We start from the raw sequence: 22,968 nt of genomic DNA on the forward strand, positions 1-22,968 counted from the left end.
CGGGTGTCCCGGCATTAGGGTGTCGGCGTCCGTTCGTGTCGCGACGCGGTCACCGTCCGGGTGATCGGCATCTCCAGCAGCGTCAACAGACCGCAGAGCGCGGCGGTATGGTCGGCCCCTGCCATGTGGGCGTCGTAGGTCCGCCGGACGGCGTCGTACTCCACTAGGGGCAGGGCCCGAATGGTCGGCTCGCGGCGCTCGAAGAGCCTCTCGATCCAGTCGGTTTCCCTGAGCGTCGCCGCGTTGCCGGCGGCGTCCGAGCGCAGTTCCGCGCCCATCGTCGCGAGGCGGTGGAGCCACCGGGGCCGAGAGAGGGCCAGTCCGCTCGCGTCGTGGGGGACGGCGGCCAGTTCGGGTGCGAGGCGCGCGAGCGCCCGGTCGACGAGGTTGTACCGCAGCGCGTACGCCCTGGGCATCCGTAATGCGAGATCGATCAGCCGCCGGTCGAGGAACGGGTGGACCGTCGGGAGGACCTGCCCGTCGCTGTAGCGGTCGAAGGAGGTCTCGTTGGTCAGCGGGAACCAGAACCCGTGGGCCGAGAGCGCACCGTAGGACGAGTAGGCCATCCCGTGATCGACCACCGGGGTCCCGGTCGAGAGGTTTCGCTCGTGGGCTCGCTCGACGACGCCGTCGGGCAGGTACGGCGGTGTCGACGTGTCCCGCGCTTCGAGGACGTCCGCGCGCGTTTCGATGTTTTGGGCGGCCGGAACCGGCAGCGATGCCCCCGGAACCGAGAGGCGGCGAGTCGGTGTCGTCCAGCCCTTGAACAGCACGTCCGCGTAGAGCCCGGAGACGAGCGCGTCGACCTCGCGGCGCAGGGTCGCCTCGACGCCGATCGCCCGGCCTTCGTTGAACCAGCCGACGAAGTTGCTCACCGCGGCGTTGCGCCGGAGCAGGCGCCTGTCGTATCCGGGTTCGTGCTCGAAGCGAGTGAACGGGACGCCGGCGAGATCGGCCACCAGTCGTGCGGTTTCGACCTCGCCCGAGGGGTCCGCGAAGCCGTAGGCGTCGACGCGATCCAGCGTCGCGAGGACGAGGCGCGAGTCGCTGCCTCCCGAGAGCAACAGCCCGTATCGCCGGTCGGCGCGGATCCGGTCGTCGATCGCGTCGAGGAACCGCTCGGTAAACTGATCGACGAACGCCGACAACGGGCGGTTTTCGGGCCGGTGAATCGGTTGCCAGTACCGTTCGGCCCGCACCTCGCCGGCGTCGGGATCGAGGGTCACGACCGACGCCGGCGGGAGCTGTTCGATCCCCGAAAGCGGCGTGTGCAGCCCGCGGACGGTCTTCGTTCCCAGATACTCCGCGAGGTACTCGGGGACGTACCCGGTCTCGATCCCCGGGTGGCCCGCAAGGGCCTGGATCGACGTCGAGAACGTGATCGCCCCGCGTTCGGCACGGTAGTATACTGGTCGTGTTCCCAGCCGATCGGTGACGATCCGGACCCGGTCGCCGTCCGGGTGCTCGACGAGACAGACGAACTCGCCGTTCATCTCCGCCAGCGCTTCGATACCGTCCTCGGCGTAGGCCCGGGCGCAGAACTCGGCCGTGGTGACCTCCGGCGGGCGCCGCTCGTACCCCTGCTGTCGTTCCCGGCTGTAGACTGCCCCCCAGACGACCAGCGAGGCACCCTCTCCGGGGACCGTGGCCGGTCGCCCCGCCCGGTCGTGAGCGATCACGCTACCGCGGAGTCGCCCCGTCCCGTACTCGAAGCGTTCGTCCGTCTCGGAACGCGAGAGCGCCGCGGCGATCGGTTCGACGTCGAGGCGTCGCGAGCCGTACGATCCACAGAGGCCGACCATCGTTCGTGTTACGAATGGCAGAATATTTATTATTGAGTAGCTATACGATCGCCCGATACCACGTCATATGCCAGCACGGGCCGGTGAACGTTGGGTTCGCAACGCTTTCGGCCGCCGGCCGGTCATCGGGGGTAATGAGCTACCGGATCGGTCTCGTCGGCAAACCCTCGGTTGGCAAGTCGACCTTCTTCAACGCCGCGACGATGAACGACGTCCCCGAGGGAGCCTATCCCTTCACGACGATCGATCCCAGCGTCGGCGAGGCGTACGTCCGCGTCGAGTGTGCCGCCCCCGAGTTCGACCGCTCGTGCACACCGGAAACGGGTTTCTGTCGCGACGAGACCCGCTTCGTCCCCACCAAGCTCGTCGACGTCGCGGGGCTGATCCCCGGCGCTCACGAAGGCAACGGGCTCGGAAACCAGTTCCTGACCGACCTCAACGAGACCGACGTACTCGTCCACGTCGTCGACTTCTCGGGGACGACCGACGCCGAGGGCGAACCCACGGAGGGCCACGACCCGCGCGAGGACATCGACTTCCTCGAGACCGAACTCGACATGTGGTACCTCGAGATCCTCGAAAAGGGGATCGATAAGTTCGAGGGGAGGTATGGAGGCGAGGAGGCCGACATCGAGGTCGAACTCGCAGAACAGATGAGCGCCTTTCGGATCAACAAGGACGAGGTCAAGCGCCTGATCCTCCGACTCGACCTCGGGTTCGAGCCCGCCGAGTGGGACGTCGAGGACCGCGAAGCGCTCGCCCGTGAGATCAGAAAGGAGACGAAACCGATGGTGATCGCCGCGAACAAGATGGACACGCCCGCAGCCAGGACGAACTACGAGGCGATCACGACCGACCCCGAGTACGAGCACCTGACGATCGTTCCCGCGAGCGCGCACGCCGAGAAGGCGCTCAAGCGCGCCGACGAGCAGGGTGCGATCGAGTACCGGCCCGGCGACGGCGACTTCGAGATCGTGGGTGACCTCTCTTCCGACCAGGAAGCCGGACTCTCCCAGATCGGGGAGTTCGTCCGCGAGTTCGACGGGACGGGCGTCCAGCGCGCGCTCGAAGCCGCGCTGTTCGAGGAGCTCGACGCCATCGCCGTCTTCCCCGGCTCGGCGAACGGTGACCCCGAGGACGGGAAGTTCATGCGTGACTGTTTCGTCCTGCCCGAGAGCTCGACCACCGAGGACTTCGCGTACTTCCTGCATTCGGATATCGGCGACGGGCTGCTCCACGGGATCGACTGTCGGTCCAACCGCCAGGTCGGCGCCGGCCACGAACTCTCGCACCGGGACGTCATCGAGATCGTTTCTACCAACTGAACGGACACAACGACTATGCGGGTCGCTGTCGTAACACGAGGCATGGCCAGCGTACAGGCCGACTCGCGCTGTCTGAACTGCGGCTTCACCGCTGCGTCGGGGAGCGACGAGTGGGCGCACGTGGCGGTTCCGAAGCTCGGGACGCTCACGCAGTGTCCCGAGTGCAACAGCACGAACGTCACCAGCGGGCGCTAGCGGGCCCGTTCGAGGACCGTTCCGTCCTCGCCGACCGCTACCGAGAGCGCGCCGGCGGCGACCGCGAACAGGTCCGACGCCGTCGGCGAGTCGACCGACTCCCAGTCGCCATCCCGATTTTCGTGGATCGTTCCCTCGGGGCCGACCGCGATCCACTCCTCGTCGTCCGTAGCCAGCCCGGTCACTGCATCCTCCGAGACCCGAACCGGCGTCCAGACGCTCCCGTCGAACCGCTGGACGACTCCGGAGTCGTTCGCGACTACAACCGTCTCGTCGGTCGCGGCGAGCGCGTCGAACCCGCTCGCGTCCTCGATTCCGATGTGTTCGAACTCCTCGCCCTGAAGCCGGTAGACGCCCGCGTTGGTGTCACAGCAGTAGCCGAGCGATCCGTCGAGGAACGCGATCGCGCTCATCGAGGAGCCGCTGCCCGGTTTGACTGGTTCGGCCCACTCGACTTCGCTGCCGTCGTACTCGCCCAATAAGACCTGCCCGGAGCCGTTGACCAGCGCGACGCGCTCCTCGTCGGCCGCGCCCACGACCGCGAGACCGGACCAGTTGTCTGTGATCCCCTCCGGGGCCGAGTGGTCCGTGTGGCGAGCAGTAGCAGGGTCGTAGCGCCCGAGGGCACCGCCGTCACCGGCGACCCAGATCGCCCCGCCGTCGGTGGTGGCGTCGACCCCGCGGAGCGTCTCCGAGGCGGCCCCCGGGCCGTTTTCGAGGGCGGCTTCCCACTCGCTGCCGGGTGGGCGCGCGAGCAAAACGCCGCCCTCCCCGACCGCGAAGGCCCGCTCGTCCGCCACGACGGCGTCGAACAGCGCCCCGTCGGTCGGCGCGTCGGCCTCGACCCATTCGTCCGGCTCGCTCTCGTCCGCGCCGGTCTCGTCGGCCTCCGTGATCCCGTCGGTCGATGCGGGCCCGTCGTCGTCCCGCTCGTGTGATTCGTCACCGATCGCGTCGGGTCCCGTCGGCTCCGACTCGGCTTCGGATCCGCCCCCAGTCCCGCCTGTAGGTTCGGCTCCGCCCCGTCCGGTTGCCGCCGGGTCGTCCACGGGGTCGGATTCGTCGTCGAGGGTCCCGTCGTCCTCGCCGACCGACTCGGTGGCGCTCCCGGGTCCAGTTTCGAGGGCTCCGTCGGGCGGGGAGCCGGATCCCGCTCCGGCGGGGGCCGACCTCGCCGCGGTCGTGGTCCCTGGGGTTCCTTCGGCCGTCGGTCCCGTGTCCCGGTCCGGCCGCTCCTCGTCGACGTCGCTCGCCGTCGCCTCGGCGTCGGTACTGGCGTTCGTGACGGCGGGCCCGTTTGCGGCCGACCGGTTCGAACCGGTCGCTTCGCCCGTCTCGCCGTCTCCGCCGACCGGTTCCGGGGCATCTCCGTCGCGGGTCAGATAGAGGTAGATCGGCGGGAGGACGTAGACCGCGATCGCCAGCACGACGAACCCACGGTGGACGAACGTCAACAGCCCGAAGGCGGTCAGGGCGGTCGCGGTGATGGTGTGAATGCCGGTGTGGGCGTACTCGCGGTAGAACGTGAGAAACCCCTCATCGCCACCCTCGGCGGCCGTACTCATTGACGGCCCTACTCGCGCGACGCCGATGAGGCTTTCCGTTGCACCGTCGGACCACAAGACATAGCCCTCCACCGAGTGACCATCACACATGGACCTCTCCGCCCGCGAGATCATGACGACCGACGTCGAGACCGCCAGCCCCGACGACGAGGTCGGCACCGTGCTCGAACGCCTCGCGAAGGCCGATTTCAACGGCTTTCCGATCGTCGAGGACGGTCGGGTGGTGGGGATCGTCACGCAGGGTGATTTCGTGCGGCTCTTTCGCAAGAAGGATCGGCTAGTCTGGATCCCCATCGGCGTCCCGCCCTTCAGCGAGACGCTGCCATATGCCGTGGACTTCTCGCTCGACGAACTCGATCTGGGTATCGACTTCGTGAAGAACGCCCGCAAGGACGTGCGCGAGATCATGACGACGGACGTCGTCACCGTCGAGGCCGACTCGGGCGTCGGGGAGGTCCTCTCGATTCTCGCGGGCGAGGACCGGGACATCAACCGCGTGCCGGTCCTCGAAGACGGGGGACTCGTCGGGATCATCACCCGAGAGGACCTCCTGCGGGCCCTGCGAGTGGAACTGGATCGTTGAGCGCAAGCTTCTCTACGCTGGATGACTAATCGTACCCTGACTGGGGGAGGACGATGATCCAACTGGGAGGACTAACGATCACGTGGGGGATGGCAGTGCTCGCACTCGCGCTCGTCGCAGGAGCCGTGTGGCTGGTCCGGCGGTGGCCGTATGCGGTGCTCGTCGTCGTCGGCCTGGTCGGGGCGGTTCACGCGCTGGCCTACGGGACGGCGTATCTCGACGCGGCCCGGGTCACGAGCGCGCGCGAAACGGCGATCGAACTGGCCCGCGAGGGCTTTCTCGTGGCCGCCGCCGGCCTCGACGCGGCCTTCGGTACCGTCCGGGAACTGATCGCCGCCGGCCTCGCGGTTCTCGACGGGACGCCGATGCCGGCGGCCTCGACGTCGGTACTGGAGTTCGTGGCCTTCCTGCTCGGGGCCGTCGTCGTGAGCGGTCTCGTCGCCGGCGCGGTGCTCTGGATCGTCCACTGGGCCGACGGCACGCCGCTCGGGGCGTGGCTCGCGGGGCTGGGCGTGGTCTTCGGTGCGACGGGGATCCTCTGGACGTGGCTCCCCATGGGACTCGCCGAGATGAACGCGATCTACGCCGTCGCGATCGTCGCCGCGATCCTCGCGGGCGTGGTCGGCGCGGGCTATGCGATCTCCGCGCTCACGGCGACCGACTCGCCGACGATCGGCCCGCGAAAACGGATCCGTGCGGACCGATAGGCGCCCGACCGATAGCCTATCCCGCGTCGAACCCCTCGAGAGGGTATGCCCGAGTGGCCCGATCTGCAGGGTGATAGCGAGGCGGTGCGGACCCGACGCGACGAACTGGTCGGGGAGGTGCGCGATCACGCCGGACGAGTCGCCTACCAGCTCGCCCGGCTACAGGGTGGCGAGTACGGCCAGCGGACCTTCTCGACGAAACGGGGCGAGTGGACCGTCAAATACGAGGCTGGCGACCTCCAGTATCTTCGCTACGATCCGGCCGCCGGCTCCGAAACCTACGTCGTCTCGACGAAACAGCCCCCCGAGCCCGCGGCGCTCGCGGACGCCCTTTCCGATTACGGGGCGTTCGTCGAGGCCTACAACGAGTACGTTCGCTCGCTGGACGGCGTCCTCGATGGGATCGAGACGGAGTTTCCGGCCGTCCAGACGACCGACGAGGTCGTCGCCCAGCGCGATCGCGTCCTCGGACGGATCCGCGAGGCCTGTGATCTGATCGCGGGGGAACTCCACCGCTACGAGGGCGGTGAGTACGGCACGTTCACCGCCCGCGTCTCGGGGACGCGCTGGGAACTGAAGTGGGACCGCGACGGCGCCTCGTACCTCCGGGTCGGTGGTTCGGGGGGCGTCTATCTCCTCTCGCAGTACGAACCGCCCTCGGCGACGGACATCCGCGAGCACGCGCCGGCGTTTCCGGGATTCGTCGCGGCGTACAACGATCACGTCGAGGACGTCGAAAGCGACCTGCGAGAAGTGTCGATCGGGACGGAGTAGCCTAGTGTGTGATTAAGGGTTATTACTAGTTAGAATCGATATATGGGGAACTGTTATTATAGGCCATCACTTCCGTTCGCACATGGCATGACAGAAAAGCACACACCGACGTGATCCGATACGGAGTATCGCCTGCGAACGCCAACCGCCATGTGTAATCCTCGGAGCCCGCCACCGCCGTAGAGGCCCGGCAGTGGCTGTCGTTCTCCATTACGCCACATCCGCCACGACGAGTTCTCGCTTGATCCCGATGGCCCGCTTCGAAGAGACGCAGGATACCGCCCCGTTCGGACGACGTTACTCGGCCCGGTCGTCGGACCCGACCCCGAAAGCGGGCCGATCCCCGATTCCCGGTTTCGGTGGCGATGCCCGCTTGTGGGCCGATGATCGACAGCGCCGGCCGTACTCTTCGACCATCCCGCGTTCGACGCCGAGTTCGTCCGCGACCGTTTCCGCGCGCTTTCCCTCGTCGATGAGTCCCGTCAGGATCGCATCGAGCAGGTCGTATGGTGCGCCGAGGTCGTCGGCGTCGGTCTGCCCGGCCCAGAACCCGGCGGTGGGGTCCTTTTCGACGATCCGCCTGGGGACCCCCACCCGGGTCGCGAGCGCCCGGACTTCTGTTTTGTAGAGATCACCCAGCGGATGCAGATCCGCCCCGCCGTCGCCGTACTTCGTGAAGTAGCCGAGCAGCAACTCCGAGCGGTTCGCGGTCCCGAGTACGAGCGACGAGCGAACGTTGGCCGCGTAGTACGCACAGGTCATCCGGAGCCGTGCGACGACGTTCCCGAGTGCGTCCCGCTCGTCCGTCGGTCCGATCGTCGGGGCGACCTGCGTCTCGAAACGGTCGAGCAGCCCCCGTAGTTGGACCTCCCGATGTTCGATCCCCAGCCCCTCGGCGATCGTCCGGGCGTCCGTCGCGTCGAGGTACTCCGTCTTGTGACAGGGCAAGCGCAGCGCCAACACCCGATCGGCTCCGAGGGCCTCGGCGGCGATCGCCGCCGTCACCGTCGAGTCGATGCCGCCACTCATCGGGACGACGACCCCCTCCGCATCCGCCCGCTCGACGCGCTGGCTGATGAACGAGACGACCTCCTCTCGAACCCGTTCGAGGTCCATCGACGCCGTCAGGAACGGTCCTTCGTGAGGGTGTTCGAAAAACCGACCGTACGTAGTTTTATTCTCGATATACTCTGCGGTACAATCTTCCATGTCGGTAGACACTCGACTATCTATCATATATAAGCACTATCCTTAAACAAAGTAAGGTGTTCTGGCGAGCCCGGCGTCCCACCCGGGATCTACACGCTCCGTAAGAACGGGCCGGAACCGGTTAGTCGCGATCGGCGCTGAAGGCGGGCGAGACGCCGAGGTTCTCGTCGTCGATCAGACAGCCGAGCCGGCGACGGCAGCCGGTGTCGAAGGTCGCCGGCGCGCCGGCAGTCGGCTCCCTGTTTCGTTCGATGGGAGTAGTTCGTGGCGATTCGGTCGCGGGTCGGTGGGGTTGTGGGGTGCTACTCATCGGGTGTCGGGTTCCATGATCGGAAAGCGATGCTGGCGGGGTGGCGGTCAGTCCTGGACACGTACTACCGACATCTGTAGTTCGTCCCAGCAGCCGATACATAATGAATGTTCGGGTAGATTGGGGGGCTGCCGGATCGGACGGTACGGTATCGGGCAGGGTCGAACCGGCGATTCGACCGCTCAGTGGACGAGTACCTCGCCGTCTTCGACGGTGATGTCGAGCAGGCTCGTCACCTCGAACTCGGTGTCGTCGAGTGCGGAGGGACCGACCTTCCGCAGCACGACGACGACGTCGGCGATCTCGGCGCCGATATCCGAAAGCGAGGCACAGATCGCCGCGAGGGTGCCACCGGTGCTGAGCAGATCGTCGACGACGAGCACGCGGTCGCCGGCCTCGACGTCGTTGATGTACATCTCCGATTCGGAGTAGCCCGTCTGTTGGTGGAGCGAGACCTCGCCGTCGAGCCCGTAGGCGCGCTTTCTGATCACCACGAGCGGGATGTCCGTCTGCAAGGAGAGGGCGGTCGATAAGTGGATCCCCATCGCCTCGGGCGTGACGATCTTATCGACGTCCAACTCCGCCGTCTGCATGAGTTCGACGACGACCTCGCGCAACAGCGCGGGATCGAGCATCGGGACGCCGTTGCTGATCGGGTGGACGAGGTACTCGTAGCCGTCCTTGTCGATGATCGGCGCGTCGTCGAGCGAGGCGATGAGCGTCTCCATGGCACGGCTTCGGGCATTCGGGCTAAAAGCGGATCGTTCTGCCGGGTGGCCTCGGCACTCATAGGGCTCCTCATCGCACGCTGCCTAGACGTGCTCGGTGCGGGTGTTCGTCATCGGCCGGTGATGACTACCGGCGGCGTGCCAAAGAGGGTTGCTTTCGGCCCGCTCGTCCCGATGATATGTTGATGGTCGAACAAGCGATACTCGTATATCGATCCGAGTGCCAGAGTCAGTGATGAGTACCGTCATCGAGTTCACGGTTCCTGCGGACTCCTGTTCGCTGGGCCGGGCACTAGGCGGTGAGTCCGAAGCGCTGATCGAAATCGACCGCATCGTCCCGACGGACGACACCATCCTCCCCTTCTTCTGGGTCTGGGGTCGGGATCCAGAGGCGTTCGTGGCGTCCGCGAACGACGAACCCGCGATCGACCGGATCACGCTGGTCGACCGCGTCGAGGACGGCGCGCTGTTCTCCGTCCGATGGAACCGCGAGGAGGCCGGGACGCTGTTTGCGATCAGTCGCTCGGAGGGAGCGTTGCTGGACGCCCGAGCGACCCCCGAGGAGTGGCACTTCGAGGTCCGATTCGCCGAGCGGACCGACGTCACCGACTTCCGATCGTTCTGTGAGGATCGGAACGTTCCCCTGACGATCGAACGGGTGATCCCGACACACACTCCCGACGAGGACCGCTACGGACTCACAGCCGAGCAACAGGAGGCACTGACGGTCGCCTACCGACAGGGCTACTTCGAGGAGCCCCGCAGCGTCACGCTACAGGAGGTCGCCGCGGAGCTTGGCATCTCTCCGCGGGCGGTCGCGGGCCGACTGAGACGCGGGCAGGCGGCCCTGCTCGAACATATCGGTCTGTCGTCGTACCCGGCGTGAGTATATAAATCAGTTCAGCTGTGAACGGATAGAGCAATACTGTCGGCGGGACTATCGTAGTCTGCGGCCCGACGAGTTCCGTACCGACGGAAGATACGGCGCTCACCCGCTGTCGGCTGTGTCACGCATCGGGCCATGGAACCGCTGTCAGAGGCACCCACCCGGAGTTCATCCACCTTCTTCCTGTTCGATTCGCTCGCGAGCAGCCGCCAGCACCAGCGGGAGCGTGATCGTCGCGTCCGCGTAGACCGAGGCGTTCTCGCCGGCCTTCTCGATCTTGCCCCACGAGCGCGCCTCGTCGAGCGTCGCCCCCGAGAGCCCGCCCGTCTGAGGAGGATCCATCGTCAACTGCACCGCATAGTCGTAGGCGGTCGGCGTCACGAGCATCGTCTGGAGGACGTAGTTCTTCGGCACGCCGCCGCCGACGACGAACGCCCCCGTCCGTTCGGCGTGGTAGGCGAGATCGTTCAGGTGGGTCATGTCCGAGAGCGCATCCAGCGAGAACGCCGATGTCTGGGAGTACATCCACGCCTGCAGGCCGAGCACCGAGTCCTGGATCGCGGGACAGTAGATCGGGACGCCCGCCTCGTAGGCCGCGGCGGCGATGCCAGGGTCCTCCTCGATTCCCTCTTCCCGATTGACCTCTGCGGTCGCCCGCCCGAGTTCGGCGGTCAGCTCCTGAATCGAGACCGTCCCATCGAACGCGGGAAAGACCTCCTCTCGGAGGTGGGTCTCGAGCAGGGTGAAGTGTTCCTGTGGGAGATAGACGTTGTAGATCCGGTCGACCCATTCGTCGCGCAGGGTTTCGTCGTGTTCGCGTTCGGTGTCCTCGCCGTGCTCCCCGTGTTCACGCGAGTCGTCGGGCGAGTGTGAGCAGGGCGCGCCGGGCCGTCGGTCGTGTGGTCCGGCGCGCCCGTGGTGGTGCTTGCCGCCGATCCCCTCGATGGCGTCGTGGGTGAGGTTCGCGCCGGTCGTCACCAACGCATCGATATAGCCGTCGCGGATCAGATCGACCACGAGCCGGCGCATCCCAGTGGGGACCATCGCGCCCGCGAGCCCGAAGAAGACGCTGACGTCTTCCTCTCCGAACATCTGTTCGGTGATCCCGATCGCCCGGTGGAGGTCCGCCGCGCCGATCCCTGCGTTGCCGTACTCGGCGGCCAGTTCGCCGACGCTCATCCCGGCGCGAACCCTCGCGTGCTCGATCGGATCGTGGGCGAACTCCTCGCGTGGAGGGGTTTCGTCGGTCATGAATCTGCTGGGACCGGCAGGCGTTTCAAGCGTTCGATACCACGATGGAAAGGGGAATAGCCATGCGGGGCGGCCCGTTGTCGGATGGTCGGACCGCCCCCTGTTCGCCGGCGGTGCGGTTTCTGCCAGGAGACCGCACAGAGACGAACACGGGTCGAGCGTCGTTGGACCCGTCCGTACTCCTCCGATCGGGCTGTGAGCCCCCGGGGGAATACACCAACGTGTACTACCTGATAGCCCATTACTATCCACCAATTAATTTCGTGCGTTCTGTCCTGATCGTTTCCGATACCGAATTAGTGATACATTTATTACCTACTCGATGACGGTTTTTGACGTCAAATTACTGAACTAAATTCCCGTCGGGGCGTCGATCCACGTCGCTTCGAGCCCCCAGTCATCGGCGAGCGCCTGTAGGGAGCGAACGCCGAACGTCTCGGTCGCGTAGTGGCCCCCGAGCGCGACCGTCACGCCGGCTTCGCGGGCCTCGTGGTAGATCTGCTGTTTGCCCTCGCCGGTCACGAACGCGTCCGCACCCGATTCGGCGGCCTCATCCAGCCAATCGGCCCCGCTTCCGGTGACGATCGCCACCTCCGAGAGGGATTCGGGTCCGAAATCGAGGATTCGCGCGTCCCGACCGCCGGTATCGAGGTCCGAGAGCGTCTCGGCGAGTTCGTCGACACCGAACGCAGAGGGCGCATGCCCGGATAGTCCAATCGTCTCGCCGCCGAGCGAGCCGAAGGGCTCCGAGTCTTCGAGTCCCAGACGATCCGCGACCCCGGCGGCGTTTCCGAGTTCGGGATGGGAATCGAGCGGGAGGTGCGAGACGTACAGCGCCACCTCGTTTTCGATCAGCGCGGCGATCCGGTCGTGGGCCCGGCCCGTGATCCGCTCCAGCCCGCCCCAGACCAGCCCGTGGTGGACACAGAGGACGTCCGCGCCGGCCTCGGCGGCCCGCTCGATGGTTTCGACGGCGGCGTCGACCGCGAAGGCGACGTGGCCGACCTCGCCCTCGGAGCCGACCTGGAGGCCGTTCGCGCTCGCGTCGAGATCGGCGAAGGCGTCTGTTCGGAGCCGCTCGTCGTAGCGCTTACACAGCATCATCAGCTTCATGCCGGCCGGTTCGATCGCCACCGTTAAGAACGTGTGTTAACGAGTGCGCGTGCGGTTCGCGCAACGTCGGATCGAACGAGGTGACTCACGATGAGCAAGGTTCGAAAGGCCATGCGGACGTGGCGACGGCTGCCACGCAGCGTCAGACGGCGCATCACCAGCAAGGCACGGCGAATCGTTCGCCGAACCGGCTCCTCGAAGTGACGGTCGATCGACCGACGGCGTTCTTTCGGCGCTACGTCCGATTATTCGCGTGTTCGTGGACGAACTCCCTGAGTAGCTTTCCGCCCAGCGCCGCGGCCTGCCCGTCGTCGCGGTCGTTGACCTCGACGACGTCGAATCCGACAGCGTGGGGCGCGACCACCCGAACGACCTCACGCATCTCGCGGGGGGTCAGCCCGAACGGCTCTTTGGTGCCCGTCCCGGGGGCGAAACCGGGGTCCGTCCCGTCGATGTCGACGCTCAGGTAGACGTCTCGTCCCGAGAGGCGCTCCGTCGCGTCGGTCGAGCCGAGCCACGTGCTTGCGTCCTCGGGCGCGACGACCGTGACGTCCCCCTCGGCGGCGCGCTCCCACTCTTCTTCGCTTCCCGTGCGAGCACCGACGACGATCGCCTCTTCGGCCGTCTCCAGTACTCGCCGGGTGATACAGGCGTGGGACCACTCGTCGCCGTCGTACTCGCTCCGGAGGTCCAGATGGGCGTCGATCGTGACGAACAGTTCGGGCTCGGTCGCTCGGACGCCCGCGGTGCTGACGGTGTGTTCGCCGCCCAGAAGCAGGGGGATCGCGTCGTCCCAGACGACGTCGCGAAGCACACCCGAGAGGTACTCGATGTATGCGGGCACGTCGTTCCAGGCGTGGACGTCACCGTGATCGGACACGGAGAGGGCAGAGAAGTGCCGGTCGGTCCGTCGGTCGTAGTCGTCGAACGCCTCGGCGAACGTTCGGATTCGATCGGGGCCGAACCGCGTGCCGGGCTGGAAACTCGTCGAGACGTCGAGGGGCGCGCCGACGACCACGTACTCGGCGTCCTCGCGTGGTGCCGACGCACCGGGAAACATCAGACGATCTTTCGCTGGCCTTCCATCTCGAGGTACTCGATGCTGTCCTCGGGCGAGAGGTCGGCATCGGAGGGCGTGCTGATCGTGATGGTCTCGTAGGTGTCGAGGTCCATCACCTGTGCGACGGTGTCGCTCTCGACGCTGATGACCTGGCCCTGCTTTCGCTCGATTATCGGGACGCGGATCTTCGCGTCGACGGGCTGGGAGAAGCTGCGTTTCTTGCTGTCGAAGACGCCCTTGCCTTCGACGCGGGCTTTCGCGCTGCCGTGTTTGCCCGGTTTCGCAGTACTGTAGTGGGTGATCTTACACGCCGCCTCGTCCATCATGACGTAGCCGCCCTCCTGCAGATCGCGAACCTGCTTTTGCTGCGTTACCATAGGGAGCGGTATCCACGGTAGCTGTATAAGTGGTTTGGAACGCGCTACTCGTGGCGTTCGATCACACGCCCGACCCGGTCGAGACCCTCCTCGAGGGCCTCGGTATTGAGTCCAAATCCGATCCGGAAGTACTCCTCGAAGCCGAAGAACTCCCCCGGTGCGAGCACGACGCTCTCTTCTTCGACGACCGCCCGACAGAACGATTTTCCATCGGGAAACCCCTCGGGCACGCTGACGAACCCGTTGACGCCGACGGGGTCGTGCCACGACAGCCCGTGTTCGTCGATCCACGCCGCCACCCGATCGTGATGCTCGCGCGCCAGCTCGCGGTTCTCTTCGAGGATCGCCTCCTCCTGTCCGCCCAGCGCCTGTTTCGCGACGTGCTGACCGAAGACCGACGGCGAGATCGTGGTGTAGTCCTTCCAGCGCACAGCCCCCTCGATCACTTCCTTTGGTCCGGCGATCCACCCGAAGCGAAGTCCGGCGAGCCCGTAGGCCTTCGTCAGGCTCGTCGTGCTGATCCCGTACTCGCCAAGCGAGGCCACCGGCGCGATCGACTCCTCTGCGAGCAGCCGGTAGACCTCATCACAGAGCAGGTACGTGTCGTTCTCTTCGGCGAGGTCGTACAGCGCCTCGACCGTTTCCTCCGAGTGGTACTTCCCGGTCGGGTTGTTTGGGTTGTTGAGCACGAGCAGACGGGTCTCGGGTCGAATCGCGTCCGCGACCGCATCGAGATCCAGCGTCCAGTCGGGCGCTTCGAGTTCGACCTGCGAGACCGCACAGATCGACTCGGGTACCGCAGAAAGCGCCTGATAGGTCGGCGTGACGACGACCGCGTGATCTCCGGGGTCGAGCAACGACCGGAAGACGAGGTAGTTCGCCTCCTGGGTTCCACAGGTGAAACAAACCTCCTCGGCCGACCGGCCGTAGCGCTCCCCGACTTCGGCACGGAACTCGGGATCGCCGTCGGTCGGAATCACGTAGCCGAGCTGTCCGGGGTCGGTGTCGAAGCGCTCTGCGGGGAGGCTTCGGATCCCGCTCTCGGCGAGCATGATATCGGCCTCGTGTTCGTACTCGTCGAACCAGCGTTCGAGCTCGAAGGGGGCGATCTCCATGCGGCGGCTACGGTGGTGCGTGTATCAACCCTGCCGGTCCATCCCGACTAACTCGGGGGCACACGCCTCGAAGCCGAACCGTTCGTAGAACTCCGGAACGTTCGCGATCAGGTTGACGTAGGCCGTCTCGGGGGCGTTCTCGTCGAGATACGCGAGCAGCTCCTCCATCACCCGCCGGCCGAGTCCCTCGCCCTGCCGGTTGGGATGGACGGCGATATCGACGATCTGATAGACGGTTGCCCCGTCGCCGACGATCCGTCCCATTCCGACCGCCCGCTCGCCGTCGCGGACGGTCACCGCGAACAGCTCGTTGCCCAGTCCGCGGCGGGCGGCCGCCTCGGTGTGGGGGTTCAACCCCGCGGCGCGGCGCAGCGAGACGAACTCCGCGGGCGTGGGCGGTTCGGTCTCGATTTCGTAGCTCATAGTCGGGTGGAAGGACGCGGGATCATACTGATCACTCCTCGCGGCGCCTTCGCATGCTCTGGCGGGTGAACTGCGGTCGGGCGCGGATCCCCTTGCGGCGGCTCTTGAACGACCGATAGAGCACGTAGATGATGAACACCGACACCAGCGCGGGGACGACGGCGGGCTGCCAGGCCCGAAACGCGTAGATGATCGACGTCGAGATGAGCGTCACCGAGAGGATCAGCCCGTAGATCAGCCGCTTTGCGAACCGGTCGAAGACGTTGTTCGGGTCCTCGATATCGACGTTGACTGCGACGTTCCCGCGTTCGAGTTTCGTCAGCGTGCGGTCGGCCGTCTGGGGCAGGCGGATCGATGCCCGCGTCGAATCCCACAGCTCCCGGCCGGTCTCCTCGGCGACCTGTTTTGCCGTCTCCTCGCGATAGCCCTCTTCCGAGAGGTACTCCGTCGCGGTTTCGATGAAGTCGAAGTCTGGATCGAGCGTGACACAGACACCCTCGACGACCGTCGCGACACGAAGGACCAACGCGAGGTTCGACGGCAACCGGAGGGGGAACTCGTAGATGGTGTTTTCGATCTGGCTGATGATCTGGTTGACGCGGTACTGTTCGATCTGCTCGCCGCGGACGTCCGCAATCGCCAGTTCCATCACCTCGCCCATCACCTGCCGGTCGGCTTCCGGGGAGAGGGTCCCCATCTCGATCAGGGTGTCCAGAATGGCGTCGATGTCCTGGTTGGCGACGGCGATGTAGAACTCGACGATCTTGCCCTGGATGAACGGGTCGACCCGCCCGCTCATCCCGAAGTCATAAAAGACGATCGCCCCGTCCTCGCGAACCGCGAGGTTGCCGGGATGGGGGTCGGCGTGGAAGACCCCGTCGTCGATGATCATCTGGAGGTAGGTCCGTTGCAGGGTTTCCGCGAGTTCGTGGCGGTCGATCCCCTTCTCGTCGAGTTCGCGGACGTTGCTGATCTTCGTCCCGCCGATGTACTCCATGGTGAGGACGCGTCCCGTCGAGTGGCTCTCGACTATCCCGGGGATCCGAACCCGGTCGTTGCCCGCGAAGTTCCCGCGGATCTCCCGGAGCATGTCGGCTTCCCGCTCGTAGTCCATCTCCTCGCGGATCGTCTTCGCGAACTCCTCCGAGAGGTTCTCCAGTGAGAACGCCTGAGCGTCCTGGACGAACCGCAACAGTAGGGGAAGGGAGAACTTGATCACCCGCAGGTCGGCCTCGATCAGCGACTCGATGTCGGGTCGCCGGACCTTCACCGCCACGAGCCGGTCGTCGATATAGGCCCGGTAGACCTGTCCGAGACTCGCGCCGCTGATCGCGTTGCGGTTGAACTCCGAAAAGCGCTCCTCGACGGGGCCCAGGTCCTCCTCGAGGACCTTCTTCGCTTCTGCCCACTCGGCGGGCGGGACCTCGTCTTGGAGCTTCGAGAGTTCCTCGATGTACGCCGGCGGGAGGACATCCGGGCGCGTCGAGAGCAACTGACCGAGTTTGATGAACGTCGGTCCCAGCGTCAACAGCGACTCCAACAGCCGATTTGCACGCTCGCGCTGGGTTTCGACGTCCACCTGCCGTCCGCGCCCGAAGAACACGAATCGGCGTCGATCCCGCGTATAGGCCCACAGCAACGGCAGGAACTGCCATGCAACGACGAAAAACCGGCGGTACGCACGGAGCCGTACCATCCGGGCCTATGCGTCCTCGATCGGGATGATCGTCTCCTCGGTCGGCGGTCGGCGGGGGATTTCCAGTTCGAGGACGCCCTGATCGAGGGTCGCGTGGGCGTCCTCGCCGATCGCGTCCGGGGGCAGGGGCAAGTCCAGATCCACGAACAGCGAACGGTCCTCGCGGACGTACTCGAAGTCAGCGGGGACCGTCTTCTCGCGGCGCGCTTCGACCCGAATCCGGCGGTCTTCGGTCGTGATCTCGGTGGTCTCGCCCGTCGTGCCGGGCAGGTCGATCACCACCAGATACGCCTCCTCACCTTCGAGCAGGTCGGCGAAAACGGCTTCGGGCAACTCCCGCAGGGCCTCGCGCAGCGCTGACATACCCGACGGTAGGGACGCGGGGGCGAAAAAGCCCGCGGTCAGGCGACGAACACGAGCAGGCAGATCCCCGCGACGAGCGCCCCCGGCACGAGATACAATCCGCCGCGACCGAGCGCGCGAAGCCCCGTCGCCCGCGGCGAGCGATCCGATACCAGCAGTCGGGTCCCCGATTCGACGTCCGCCCCGACCACCGCGTTGACGCTGCCCGCACGCCCCGATTCGGGTCGAGCCCGCCCGAGGACGTAGACAGCCCCGCCGGGCCGGAGCCGCCGTTCGGTGTAGCGCCGGTCCGTCCCCGTCGACAACGAGAGCGGTCCCACGTCGAGGTGGGTGTTCTCACTGGAGAGGTCGTCGTTGTCCTCGATGTACCGCCGGATCTGCTCGGACGGGGCGGTCCCGCCGTCGACACGGACTTCCTCGACGTCCCGCCCGAGCCGTACGTTGGCCGCGCGCGGATCGACGAGTACGCTCCCTGAGTCGTCCGCGAGCACGAACGGTCTCGACCGGGTTGCCGAATCGACCTCGGTCCACGAACCGCCGTGCTGGTTCGACTCGTACTCCTCGACGACGACCTCCGCGAGCAGGCACTCCGTGCCGGTAACGGGGCCCGGGACCGTCCCGTCTGTGGTCCGTGCGGTGCCGTGGAGTTCGATCGCTCCCTCCGAATCGGTCAGCAGATCGCTTACCCGCCCGGTCGGGGCCGAGAACACCCGGTAGGCGGTGTGGAACTCGCGGCCGGCGACGAGGATCGACCCGAGGACGACGACCCCACAGACCACGAGCACGAGGAACGCGATCGGGGAGGCGAGGACCATAGCCGAACGTCACGGTTTCTTGATGTAAACGTATCGGCGACGTGGGCTTTTATTCCCGGGGCCGCAACCCCCTCGTATGAGTCAGGACGACCTCCAGCGCTCGGGGTTCAAAGAGCGCACGCGGATCGACGAGGCCCGCGAGCGGTTGCTCGATCGAGTCACGCCACACGAGCGAAGCGAGCGGGTCTCGCTTGCGCGCGCGGACGGTCGGACGCTCGCCGCCCGCGTGTCGGCGCCCAAGCCCGTCCCGGGCTACGACCGGGCGGCGATGGACGGCTACGCGGTGCGCGCAGCGGACACCTTCGGCGCGAGCGAGCGCTCGCCGAACCTCTTGCGAGAGGGCGAGGACGTCGGTCCCGAGACCGCGGTTCAGGTTCACACGGGAAGCGAACTCCCCGCGGGCGCGGACGCGGTCGTGATGATCGAACAGGTGGCCGAAATCGGCGGCGAACTGGAGGTCAGCGACGCGGTCGCCGAGGGCGAGAACGTCGGGCCGACGGGGGAGGACGTATCGGAGGGCCAGACGCTCTACGAGCCGGGCCACCGGGTTCGGCCCTCGGATCTCGGCCTCCTGAAATCGGTCGGGCTGACGGACGTGGCGGTCCGCGAGCGACCCACCGTCTCGGTAATCCCGACCGGCGAGGAACTCGTTCAGGCGGACCCCCAACCGGGCGAGGTGATCGAGACGAACGCGCTAACCGTCTCGCGGTTCGTCGATCGCTGGGGCGGCCGGCCCACCTATCGGGATATCGTCACCGATGACCACGAGGCCCTTCGGGCGGCGATACAGCGCGACCTCACCAAGGACCTGATCGTCACGACAGGGGGGTCCTCGGTGGGCGAACGCGACCTCATCCCCGAGGTCGTCGACGACATCGGCGAGGTGCTCGTCCACGGTGTCGCCCTCAAACCGGGCCACCCGGTTGCCTTAGGTATCGTCGAGGATACTCCCGTACTGATGCTACCGGGCTATCCCGTCGCGTGCATCGTCAACGCCGTGCAGTTCCTCCGGCCGGCGCTCAAACGCGCGGGCGGGATGGCCTGTGAGGATCACCCCACGACCGAGGCGGCCCTCGAACGCAAGATCAGAAGCGAGCCCGGAATCCGGACGTTCGCGCGGGTGAAACTCGACCGGGACGGTGGGGAACCCACGGCGCTTCCCACGCGGGTCAGCGGCTCGGGCGTGCTTTCGAGCGTGGCGCTTGCGGACGGCTGGGTTGTCGTGCCCGAGGAGCGCGAGGGGATCGCCGAGGGCGAGACCGTCGCCGTCGAGAACTGGGAGTGGTCGCCATGAGTTCCGTCGGACGACTCGCTCACGACGTTCGCGAGGCTTCGACCGACGACACCGCTGGAAACGAGTTCCAGCGTGCTCACGAGAGCGTTGCTCGCATGAACCTCACGCTCACACCGGAGGTGCTCGCATGAGCGAGCGAAAGGAGTTCCGCGAACTCGTCCCCCCGGAAGAGGCCCACGAGGCGATCGCGTCGCTCGATGTCGGCGGCGGTACCGAGGAAGTCCCGCTGCGCGAAGCCCGCGGGCGGGTGCTCGCACAGCGAGTCGATGCCACGCTCGACGTGCCGGGGTTCGACCGCGCGAGCATGGACGGGTATGCTGTTCGTGCGCGCGACACCTTCGGCGCGGGCGAAGCCGACCCCGTCGTGCTCGAACTGTCGGGGGCGGTCCACGCCGGCGAGGAACCCGAGATCCGGGTTGAGGAAGGGGCCTGCGCGGAGATCTCGACGGGGGCCGTGATGCCCGAGGGTGCCGACGCGGTGGTGATGGTCGAGCGAACCGACGAGGTCGAAAACGGGATCGAGATCCGCACCTCGCTCGCGCCGGGCGATCACGTCATGCTCGCCGGCGCGGACGTCGCCGCCGGCGAGCGCGCACTCGGGCCCGGAACGCAGTTGACGTCACGGGAAATCGGCTTGCTGTCGGCACTGGGCGTCGATTCGGTGCCCGTGCGGGCGAAACCCCGCGTCGGGATCGTCTCGACGGGCGATGAGCTGGTGCGCCCGGGCGAGGCGGTCGCAAGCGAGCGCGGACAGATCTACGACGTCAACAGCTACACGGTCGCCACCGCCGTCGAGGAAGCGGGCGGCGAAGCGGTCCTCTATCCCCACGCCGGCGACGACTACGAGGAGATGGAGCGGATCCTCACCGAGGCCGCAGCGGAGTGCGATCTGGTGCTGTCCTCGGGCTCGACGTCGGCGAGCGCCGTCGACGTGATCTACCGCGTGATCGAGGACCAGGGTGAACTCCTGCTTCACGGCGTGGCGATCAAGCCCGGCAAACCCATGCTCGTCGGCGAGTTCCCTGACTCGGCGTACGTCGGCCTTCCCGGCTACCCGGTCTCGGCGCTCATGATCTTCCGGCACTTCGTTGCGGGCGCGATCCGCCGGGCTGCCGGCGTCCCCGAGCCGCCCACGGCGACCGTCGAGGCCGAAATGGCCGTCGAGGAGCGCTACGAGGAGGGACGTACCCGACTCATGCCCGTCGGTATCCTCGAAAGCCGTGGCCGCACCCTCGCGTATCCCGTCGATAAGGGCTCGGGTGCGACGACCAGCCTCGTCGAGGCCGACGGGATCGTCGAGGTCGATTCCGATACCGCCTACCTCGACCCGGGCGAGCCCGTCTCGGTCACGCTCTTCTCGCCGGACGTCCGCCCGCCGACCGTCTTCGGCGTCGGCGAGGACGATCCCACCCTCTCGAACCTCCTCGACGACCTCGACCGGCCACGATATCTCGCTATCGGCGGGCGTCAAGGTCGACGCCGCCTCGCCCAGGGCGTTCCCGACTTCGCCGTCGTTACGGGCGGGAGTGACGACATCGAGGCGACCGAGCTCGGCGCCTGGACCCGCGAGTGGGGGCTGGTCGTCGGGTCGGGGAATCCCGAAGGCATCGAGGGACTTTCGGATCTCGTCGACCGGGAGCTACGGTTCGTCAACCGACCCACCGACGCGGGGCTCAGGACGACCCTCTCAAAGGCGATCGAGCAGCTCGCGGCGGCCCGCGGGGAATCACGCACCGAGCTGGTCGAGCGGATCGACGGGTTCGAACTCGCCGCCCGTGCCCAGGAGAGCCCCGCACGAAAGGTCGCCGCGGGGGGCGCGGACGCGGGGCTCGGACTGCGTTCGACCGCCGAAAAACTCGATCTAGACTTCGTCGCACTGGGCGAAGAGCGGGTGCGGGTACTCGCAAACCCCGACCGGGTCGGGAAACGGGGCGTCGAAGCGCTCAAAAACGCGCTCGCGAACGTCGACCCGGAGCTACCGGGCGTCGGGCGCTGAAGCGAGTTCGAGCTCCGAGAAGCTGCGCACGCGGTGGTCGCCGAGCACACAGACGCCCCGGCTGTCGGTGCCGTGGCGCTCGACGTGGATCGCGTCGAGGCCGGCGTTCCAGGCCGCTCCCACGTCGTTTGCCCCGTCGCCCGCGAGCACGCCCCGGCCCTCGGCGCCGAGATCCCCGATCGCTCGCTCGACGGGCGTCGGGTCGGGCTTCCAGCCCAGCTCGTCCGAACAACAGACGACGGTGTCGAACCAGTCGGTGATATCGAGCCGGTCGAGGACGGGCTCGGTGAGATCGGGTCGACAGTGCGTGACGAGCCCAACGGGTCCCTCGAGGTCGGCGACGAACCCCGCGTCCTCGTACAGCCGCGTCGCTTCGACACGCTCTGCGGGGGTTTCGACCGCGTCGAAGGCGGCCCAGAACGGCTCGCGGTCGAGGCCCAGCGCGGCGATCTGTGCCTCCCGATTGGCCCCGAGGCCGTACCAGAGGCCGCGTGCCTCGGTATCGGTGAACCTGCGACCGAGGCGCTCGCCCACACGGTCGAACGTCTCACGGACATACGGCCACTCCACGTCGACGAGGGTCCCGTCCAGATCGAGTAGCCAGAAGTCGTAGTCGTAGTCGGAGTCGGACGCGCTGCCGGTCATCGAGTGTCGTCCCTACGGGCTCACGGTCATATCAGCGTATCGCCTGCACTACCCGTTTCCTATCCGTCGGGTTCGACCTCGATCGAACTCCCGAAGTACTTGTTCAGCACCTCGCTTCCGGCCGTGGCGTTGAACAGGTCGAGATCCGCCGCGATCGCCTCCTTGAGCGCTGCGTACTCCTCGTCGGTGGTTTCGAACCGGCGATAGTCGACGGCCTCGACCGGGACGCTGAGTGCCTCCTCGGCGAGCGAGCGCAGGTGTTCTGGCGCGTTCGCCTCGCCGCGCCAGAGGGTGTCCCGGAAGAACAGCCACCCCTCCTCGCCCGGCGGGGCCGCCTCCTTCGAGAGGGTCGTCTCGAAGGTCGCCGGTTCGATCCGGAACCCCCGGTCGGGCTCGGGGCGAAACCGGACGCGAAAGACGTACCGGCTCACCTCAGCCCTCGTCGTTGACGCGCTCGGCCATCTCGATATCCTGGTCGGTGATGCCGCCCTCTTCGTGACTGGTAAAACGGACCTCGACCTCCTCGTAGCCGACGATCATCTCGGGGTGGTGAAACTCCTTTTCTGCGAGTTCGCCGACCTCGCGGGCGAAATCAACCCCTTCGAGGTAGTCGTCGAACTCGAAGGTCCGGGTAATCTCCTCGCCGTCTCGCTCCCAGCCCTCGGGGAGCCGTGACTGGATCTCCTCGTCGTCGAGCAGTTCTGCCATACCGCCACGAGGACGCGCAGGCGAATAA

26 protein-coding genes are annotated in these 22,968 nt (G+C 66.7%); 9 read left to right on the plus strand and 17 right to left on the minus strand.

Annotated features, from left to right (window positions below; genetic code table 11):
* Positions 1-14: 14 nt before the first annotated feature.
* Positions 15-1,802 (minus strand): asparagine synthase-related protein, encoded by a 1,788-nt coding sequence (locus HACJB3_RS05755; RefSeq protein WP_008414775.1) that lies wholly within the window; start codon positions 1,800-1,802, stop codon positions 15-17.
* 134 nt (positions 1,803-1,936) lie between these two features.
* Between HACJB3_RS05755 and HACJB3_RS05760 the strand changes: the two genes are divergently transcribed.
* Complete coding sequence (locus HACJB3_RS05760) at positions 1,937-3,127, plus strand: redox-regulated ATPase YchF (protein WP_008414776.1); 1,191 nt, start codon at positions 1,937-1,939, stop codon at positions 3,125-3,127.
* A 42-nt stretch (positions 3,128-3,169) separates the two neighbouring features.
* Positions 3,170-3,322, plus strand: a complete 153-nt coding sequence (locus HACJB3_RS20140; protein ID WP_008414777.1) for a hypothetical protein — start codon at positions 3,170-3,172, stop codon at positions 3,320-3,322.
* Here the strand turns inward: HACJB3_RS20140 and HACJB3_RS05765 are convergent.
* Complete coding sequence (locus tag HACJB3_RS05765) at positions 3,319-4,887, minus strand: HVO_0234 family beta-propeller protein (protein WP_008414778.1); 1,569 nt, start codon at positions 4,885-4,887, stop codon at positions 3,319-3,321. The two genes, HACJB3_RS20140 and HACJB3_RS05765, sit on opposite strands and share 4 nt — an antisense overlap.
* 88 nt (positions 4,888-4,975) lie before the next feature.
* Here HACJB3_RS05765 and HACJB3_RS05770 point away from each other — a divergent pair, with 88 nt between their 5' ends.
* The 3 genes from HACJB3_RS05770 to HACJB3_RS05780 are packed head-to-tail and all read left to right on the plus strand — an operon-like array spanning position 4,976 to position 6,951.
* Positions 4,976-5,470 carry a CBS domain-containing protein gene (locus HACJB3_RS05770; RefSeq protein WP_008414779.1) on the plus strand — a complete coding sequence of 165 codons (495 nt, stop codon included), beginning with the start codon at positions 4,976-4,978 and terminating at the stop codon, positions 5,468-5,470.
* 53 nt (positions 5,471-5,523) lie between these two features.
* The gene (locus tag HACJB3_RS05775) at positions 5,524-6,177 is read left to right on the plus strand and encodes a hypothetical protein (RefSeq protein WP_238532840.1); all 654 of its coding nucleotides are present in this window, start codon (positions 5,524-5,526) and stop codon (positions 6,175-6,177) included.
* 45 nt (positions 6,178-6,222) lie between these two features.
* Positions 6,223-6,951 carry a hypothetical protein gene (locus tag HACJB3_RS05780; protein ID WP_008414781.1) on the plus strand — a complete coding sequence of 243 codons (729 nt, stop codon included), beginning with the start codon at positions 6,223-6,225 and terminating at the stop codon, positions 6,949-6,951.
* A 297-nt stretch (positions 6,952-7,248) separates the two neighbouring features.
* On the opposite strand, the gene HACJB3_RS05785 is transcribed toward HACJB3_RS05780, so the two are convergent.
* The 3 genes from HACJB3_RS05785 to hpt all read right to left on the minus strand — a co-directional run bounded on the left by HACJB3_RS05785 (position 7,249) and on the right by hpt (position 9,198).
* A complete protein-coding gene (locus HACJB3_RS05785) occupies positions 7,249-8,160 on the minus strand; it encodes an NAD+ synthase (protein ID WP_008414782.1) in 912 nt (303 codons plus the stop codon).
* Between the two features lie 121 nt (positions 8,161-8,281).
* Positions 8,282-8,470: a hypothetical protein gene (locus HACJB3_RS05790; protein WP_008414783.1), complete on the minus strand. Its 189-nt coding sequence runs from the start codon at positions 8,468-8,470 to the stop codon at positions 8,282-8,284.
* Between the two features lie 182 nt (positions 8,471-8,652).
* Entirely contained in the window at positions 8,653-9,198 is a 546-nt protein-coding gene (hpt, locus tag HACJB3_RS05795; RefSeq protein WP_008414784.1) for a hypoxanthine/guanine phosphoribosyltransferase, read from the minus strand.
* 235 nt (positions 9,199-9,433) lie between these two features.
* Here hpt and HACJB3_RS05800 point away from each other — a divergent pair, with 235 nt between their 5' ends.
* The gene (locus HACJB3_RS05800) at positions 9,434-10,084 is read left to right on the plus strand and encodes a helix-turn-helix domain-containing protein (protein ID WP_008414786.1); all 651 of its coding nucleotides are present in this window, start codon (positions 9,434-9,436) and stop codon (positions 10,082-10,084) included.
* 168 nt (positions 10,085-10,252) lie between these two features.
* Here HACJB3_RS05800 and HACJB3_RS05805 read toward each other — a convergent pair whose 3' ends face one another.
* The 9 genes from HACJB3_RS05805 to HACJB3_RS05845 form a co-directional block, all read right to left on the minus strand.
* Positions 10,253-11,335, minus strand: coding sequence for a deoxyhypusine synthase (locus HACJB3_RS05805; RefSeq protein ID WP_008414787.1), 1,083 nt, complete (start codon positions 11,333-11,335; stop codon positions 10,253-10,255).
* 351 nt (positions 11,336-11,686) lie between these two features.
* Positions 11,687-12,448: a Nif3-like dinuclear metal center hexameric protein gene (locus HACJB3_RS05810; RefSeq protein WP_008414788.1), complete on the minus strand. Its 762-nt coding sequence runs from the start codon at positions 12,446-12,448 to the stop codon at positions 11,687-11,689.
* Between the two features lie 235 nt (positions 12,449-12,683).
* Positions 12,684-13,508: an agmatinase gene (speB, locus tag HACJB3_RS05815; RefSeq protein WP_008414789.1), complete on the minus strand. Its 825-nt coding sequence runs from the start codon at positions 13,506-13,508 to the stop codon at positions 12,684-12,686.
* Positions 13,508-13,885 carry a translation initiation factor IF-5A gene (locus HACJB3_RS05820; RefSeq protein ID WP_008414790.1) on the minus strand — a complete coding sequence of 126 codons (378 nt, stop codon included), beginning with the start codon at positions 13,883-13,885 and terminating at the stop codon, positions 13,508-13,510. Before HACJB3_RS05820 ends, speB begins: the two co-directional genes overlap by 1 nt.
* A gap of 44 nt (positions 13,886-13,929) precedes the next feature.
* A complete protein-coding gene (locus tag HACJB3_RS05825; RefSeq protein ID WP_008414791.1) occupies positions 13,930-15,000 on the minus strand; it encodes an aminotransferase class I/II-fold pyridoxal phosphate-dependent enzyme in 1,071 nt (356 codons plus the stop codon).
* Between the two features lie 24 nt (positions 15,001-15,024).
* The gene (locus HACJB3_RS05830) at positions 15,025-15,423 is read right to left on the minus strand and encodes a GNAT family N-acetyltransferase (protein WP_008414792.1); all 399 of its coding nucleotides are present in this window, start codon (positions 15,421-15,423) and stop codon (positions 15,025-15,027) included.
* Between the two features lie 31 nt (positions 15,424-15,454).
* Positions 15,455-17,119 (minus strand): ABC1 kinase family protein, encoded by a 1,665-nt coding sequence (locus HACJB3_RS05835; RefSeq protein ID WP_008414793.1) that lies wholly within the window; start codon positions 17,117-17,119, stop codon positions 15,455-15,457.
* A gap of 6 nt (positions 17,120-17,125) precedes the next feature.
* Positions 17,126-17,482 (minus strand): Hsp20/alpha crystallin family protein, encoded by a 357-nt coding sequence (locus HACJB3_RS05840; RefSeq protein WP_008414794.1) that lies wholly within the window; start codon positions 17,480-17,482, stop codon positions 17,126-17,128.
* A gap of 38 nt (positions 17,483-17,520) precedes the next feature.
* On the minus strand, positions 17,521-18,297 hold the full coding sequence (locus HACJB3_RS05845) for a GIDE domain-containing protein (protein ID WP_008414796.1): 777 nt from the start codon (positions 18,295-18,297) through the stop codon (positions 17,521-17,523).
* A gap of 76 nt (positions 18,298-18,373) precedes the next feature.
* Here HACJB3_RS05845 and HACJB3_RS05850 point away from each other — a divergent pair, with 76 nt between their 5' ends.
* From HACJB3_RS05850 to HACJB3_RS05855, 3 genes are read left to right on the plus strand one after another with little or no spacing between them, the layout of a single operon-like run.
* Positions 18,374-19,591, plus strand: coding sequence for a molybdopterin molybdotransferase MoeA (locus HACJB3_RS05850; RefSeq protein ID WP_008414798.1), 1,218 nt, complete (start codon positions 18,374-18,376; stop codon positions 19,589-19,591).
* On the plus strand, positions 19,588-19,722 hold the full coding sequence (locus HACJB3_RS21025) for a hypothetical protein (protein WP_008414800.1): 135 nt from the start codon (positions 19,588-19,590) through the stop codon (positions 19,720-19,722). Before HACJB3_RS05850 ends, HACJB3_RS21025 begins: the two co-directional genes overlap by 4 nt.
* Positions 19,719-21,587: a molybdopterin biosynthesis protein gene (locus tag HACJB3_RS05855; RefSeq protein WP_008414801.1), complete on the plus strand. Its 1,869-nt coding sequence runs from the start codon at positions 19,719-19,721 to the stop codon at positions 21,585-21,587. Before HACJB3_RS21025 ends, HACJB3_RS05855 begins: the two co-directional genes overlap by 4 nt.
* Here HACJB3_RS05855 and HACJB3_RS05860 read toward each other — a convergent pair.
* The 3 genes from HACJB3_RS05860 to HACJB3_RS05870 are packed head-to-tail and all read right to left on the minus strand — an operon-like array spanning position 21,567 to position 22,940.
* Positions 21,567-22,232 carry an HAD family hydrolase gene (locus HACJB3_RS05860; protein WP_008414803.1) on the minus strand — a complete coding sequence of 222 codons (666 nt, stop codon included), beginning with the start codon at positions 22,230-22,232 and terminating at the stop codon, positions 21,567-21,569. The two genes, HACJB3_RS05855 and HACJB3_RS05860, sit on opposite strands and share 21 nt — an antisense overlap.
* Positions 22,233-22,291: 59 nt before the next feature.
* On the minus strand, positions 22,292-22,663 hold the full coding sequence (lwrS, locus tag HACJB3_RS05865; protein WP_008414804.1) for an LWR-salt protein: 372 nt from the start codon (positions 22,661-22,663) through the stop codon (positions 22,292-22,294).
* A 1-nt stretch (position 22,664) separates the two neighbouring features.
* Positions 22,665-22,940 (minus strand): 4a-hydroxytetrahydrobiopterin dehydratase, encoded by a 276-nt coding sequence (locus HACJB3_RS05870; RefSeq protein WP_008414805.1) that lies wholly within the window; start codon positions 22,938-22,940, stop codon positions 22,665-22,667.
* Between the last annotated feature and the right edge of the window lie 28 nt (positions 22,941-22,968).

This window comes from Halalkalicoccus jeotgali B3 (assembly GCF_000196895.1).
In the GTDB taxonomy this organism is placed as follows: domain Archaea; phylum Halobacteriota; class Halobacteria; order Halobacteriales; family Halalkalicoccaceae; genus Halalkalicoccus; species Halalkalicoccus jeotgali.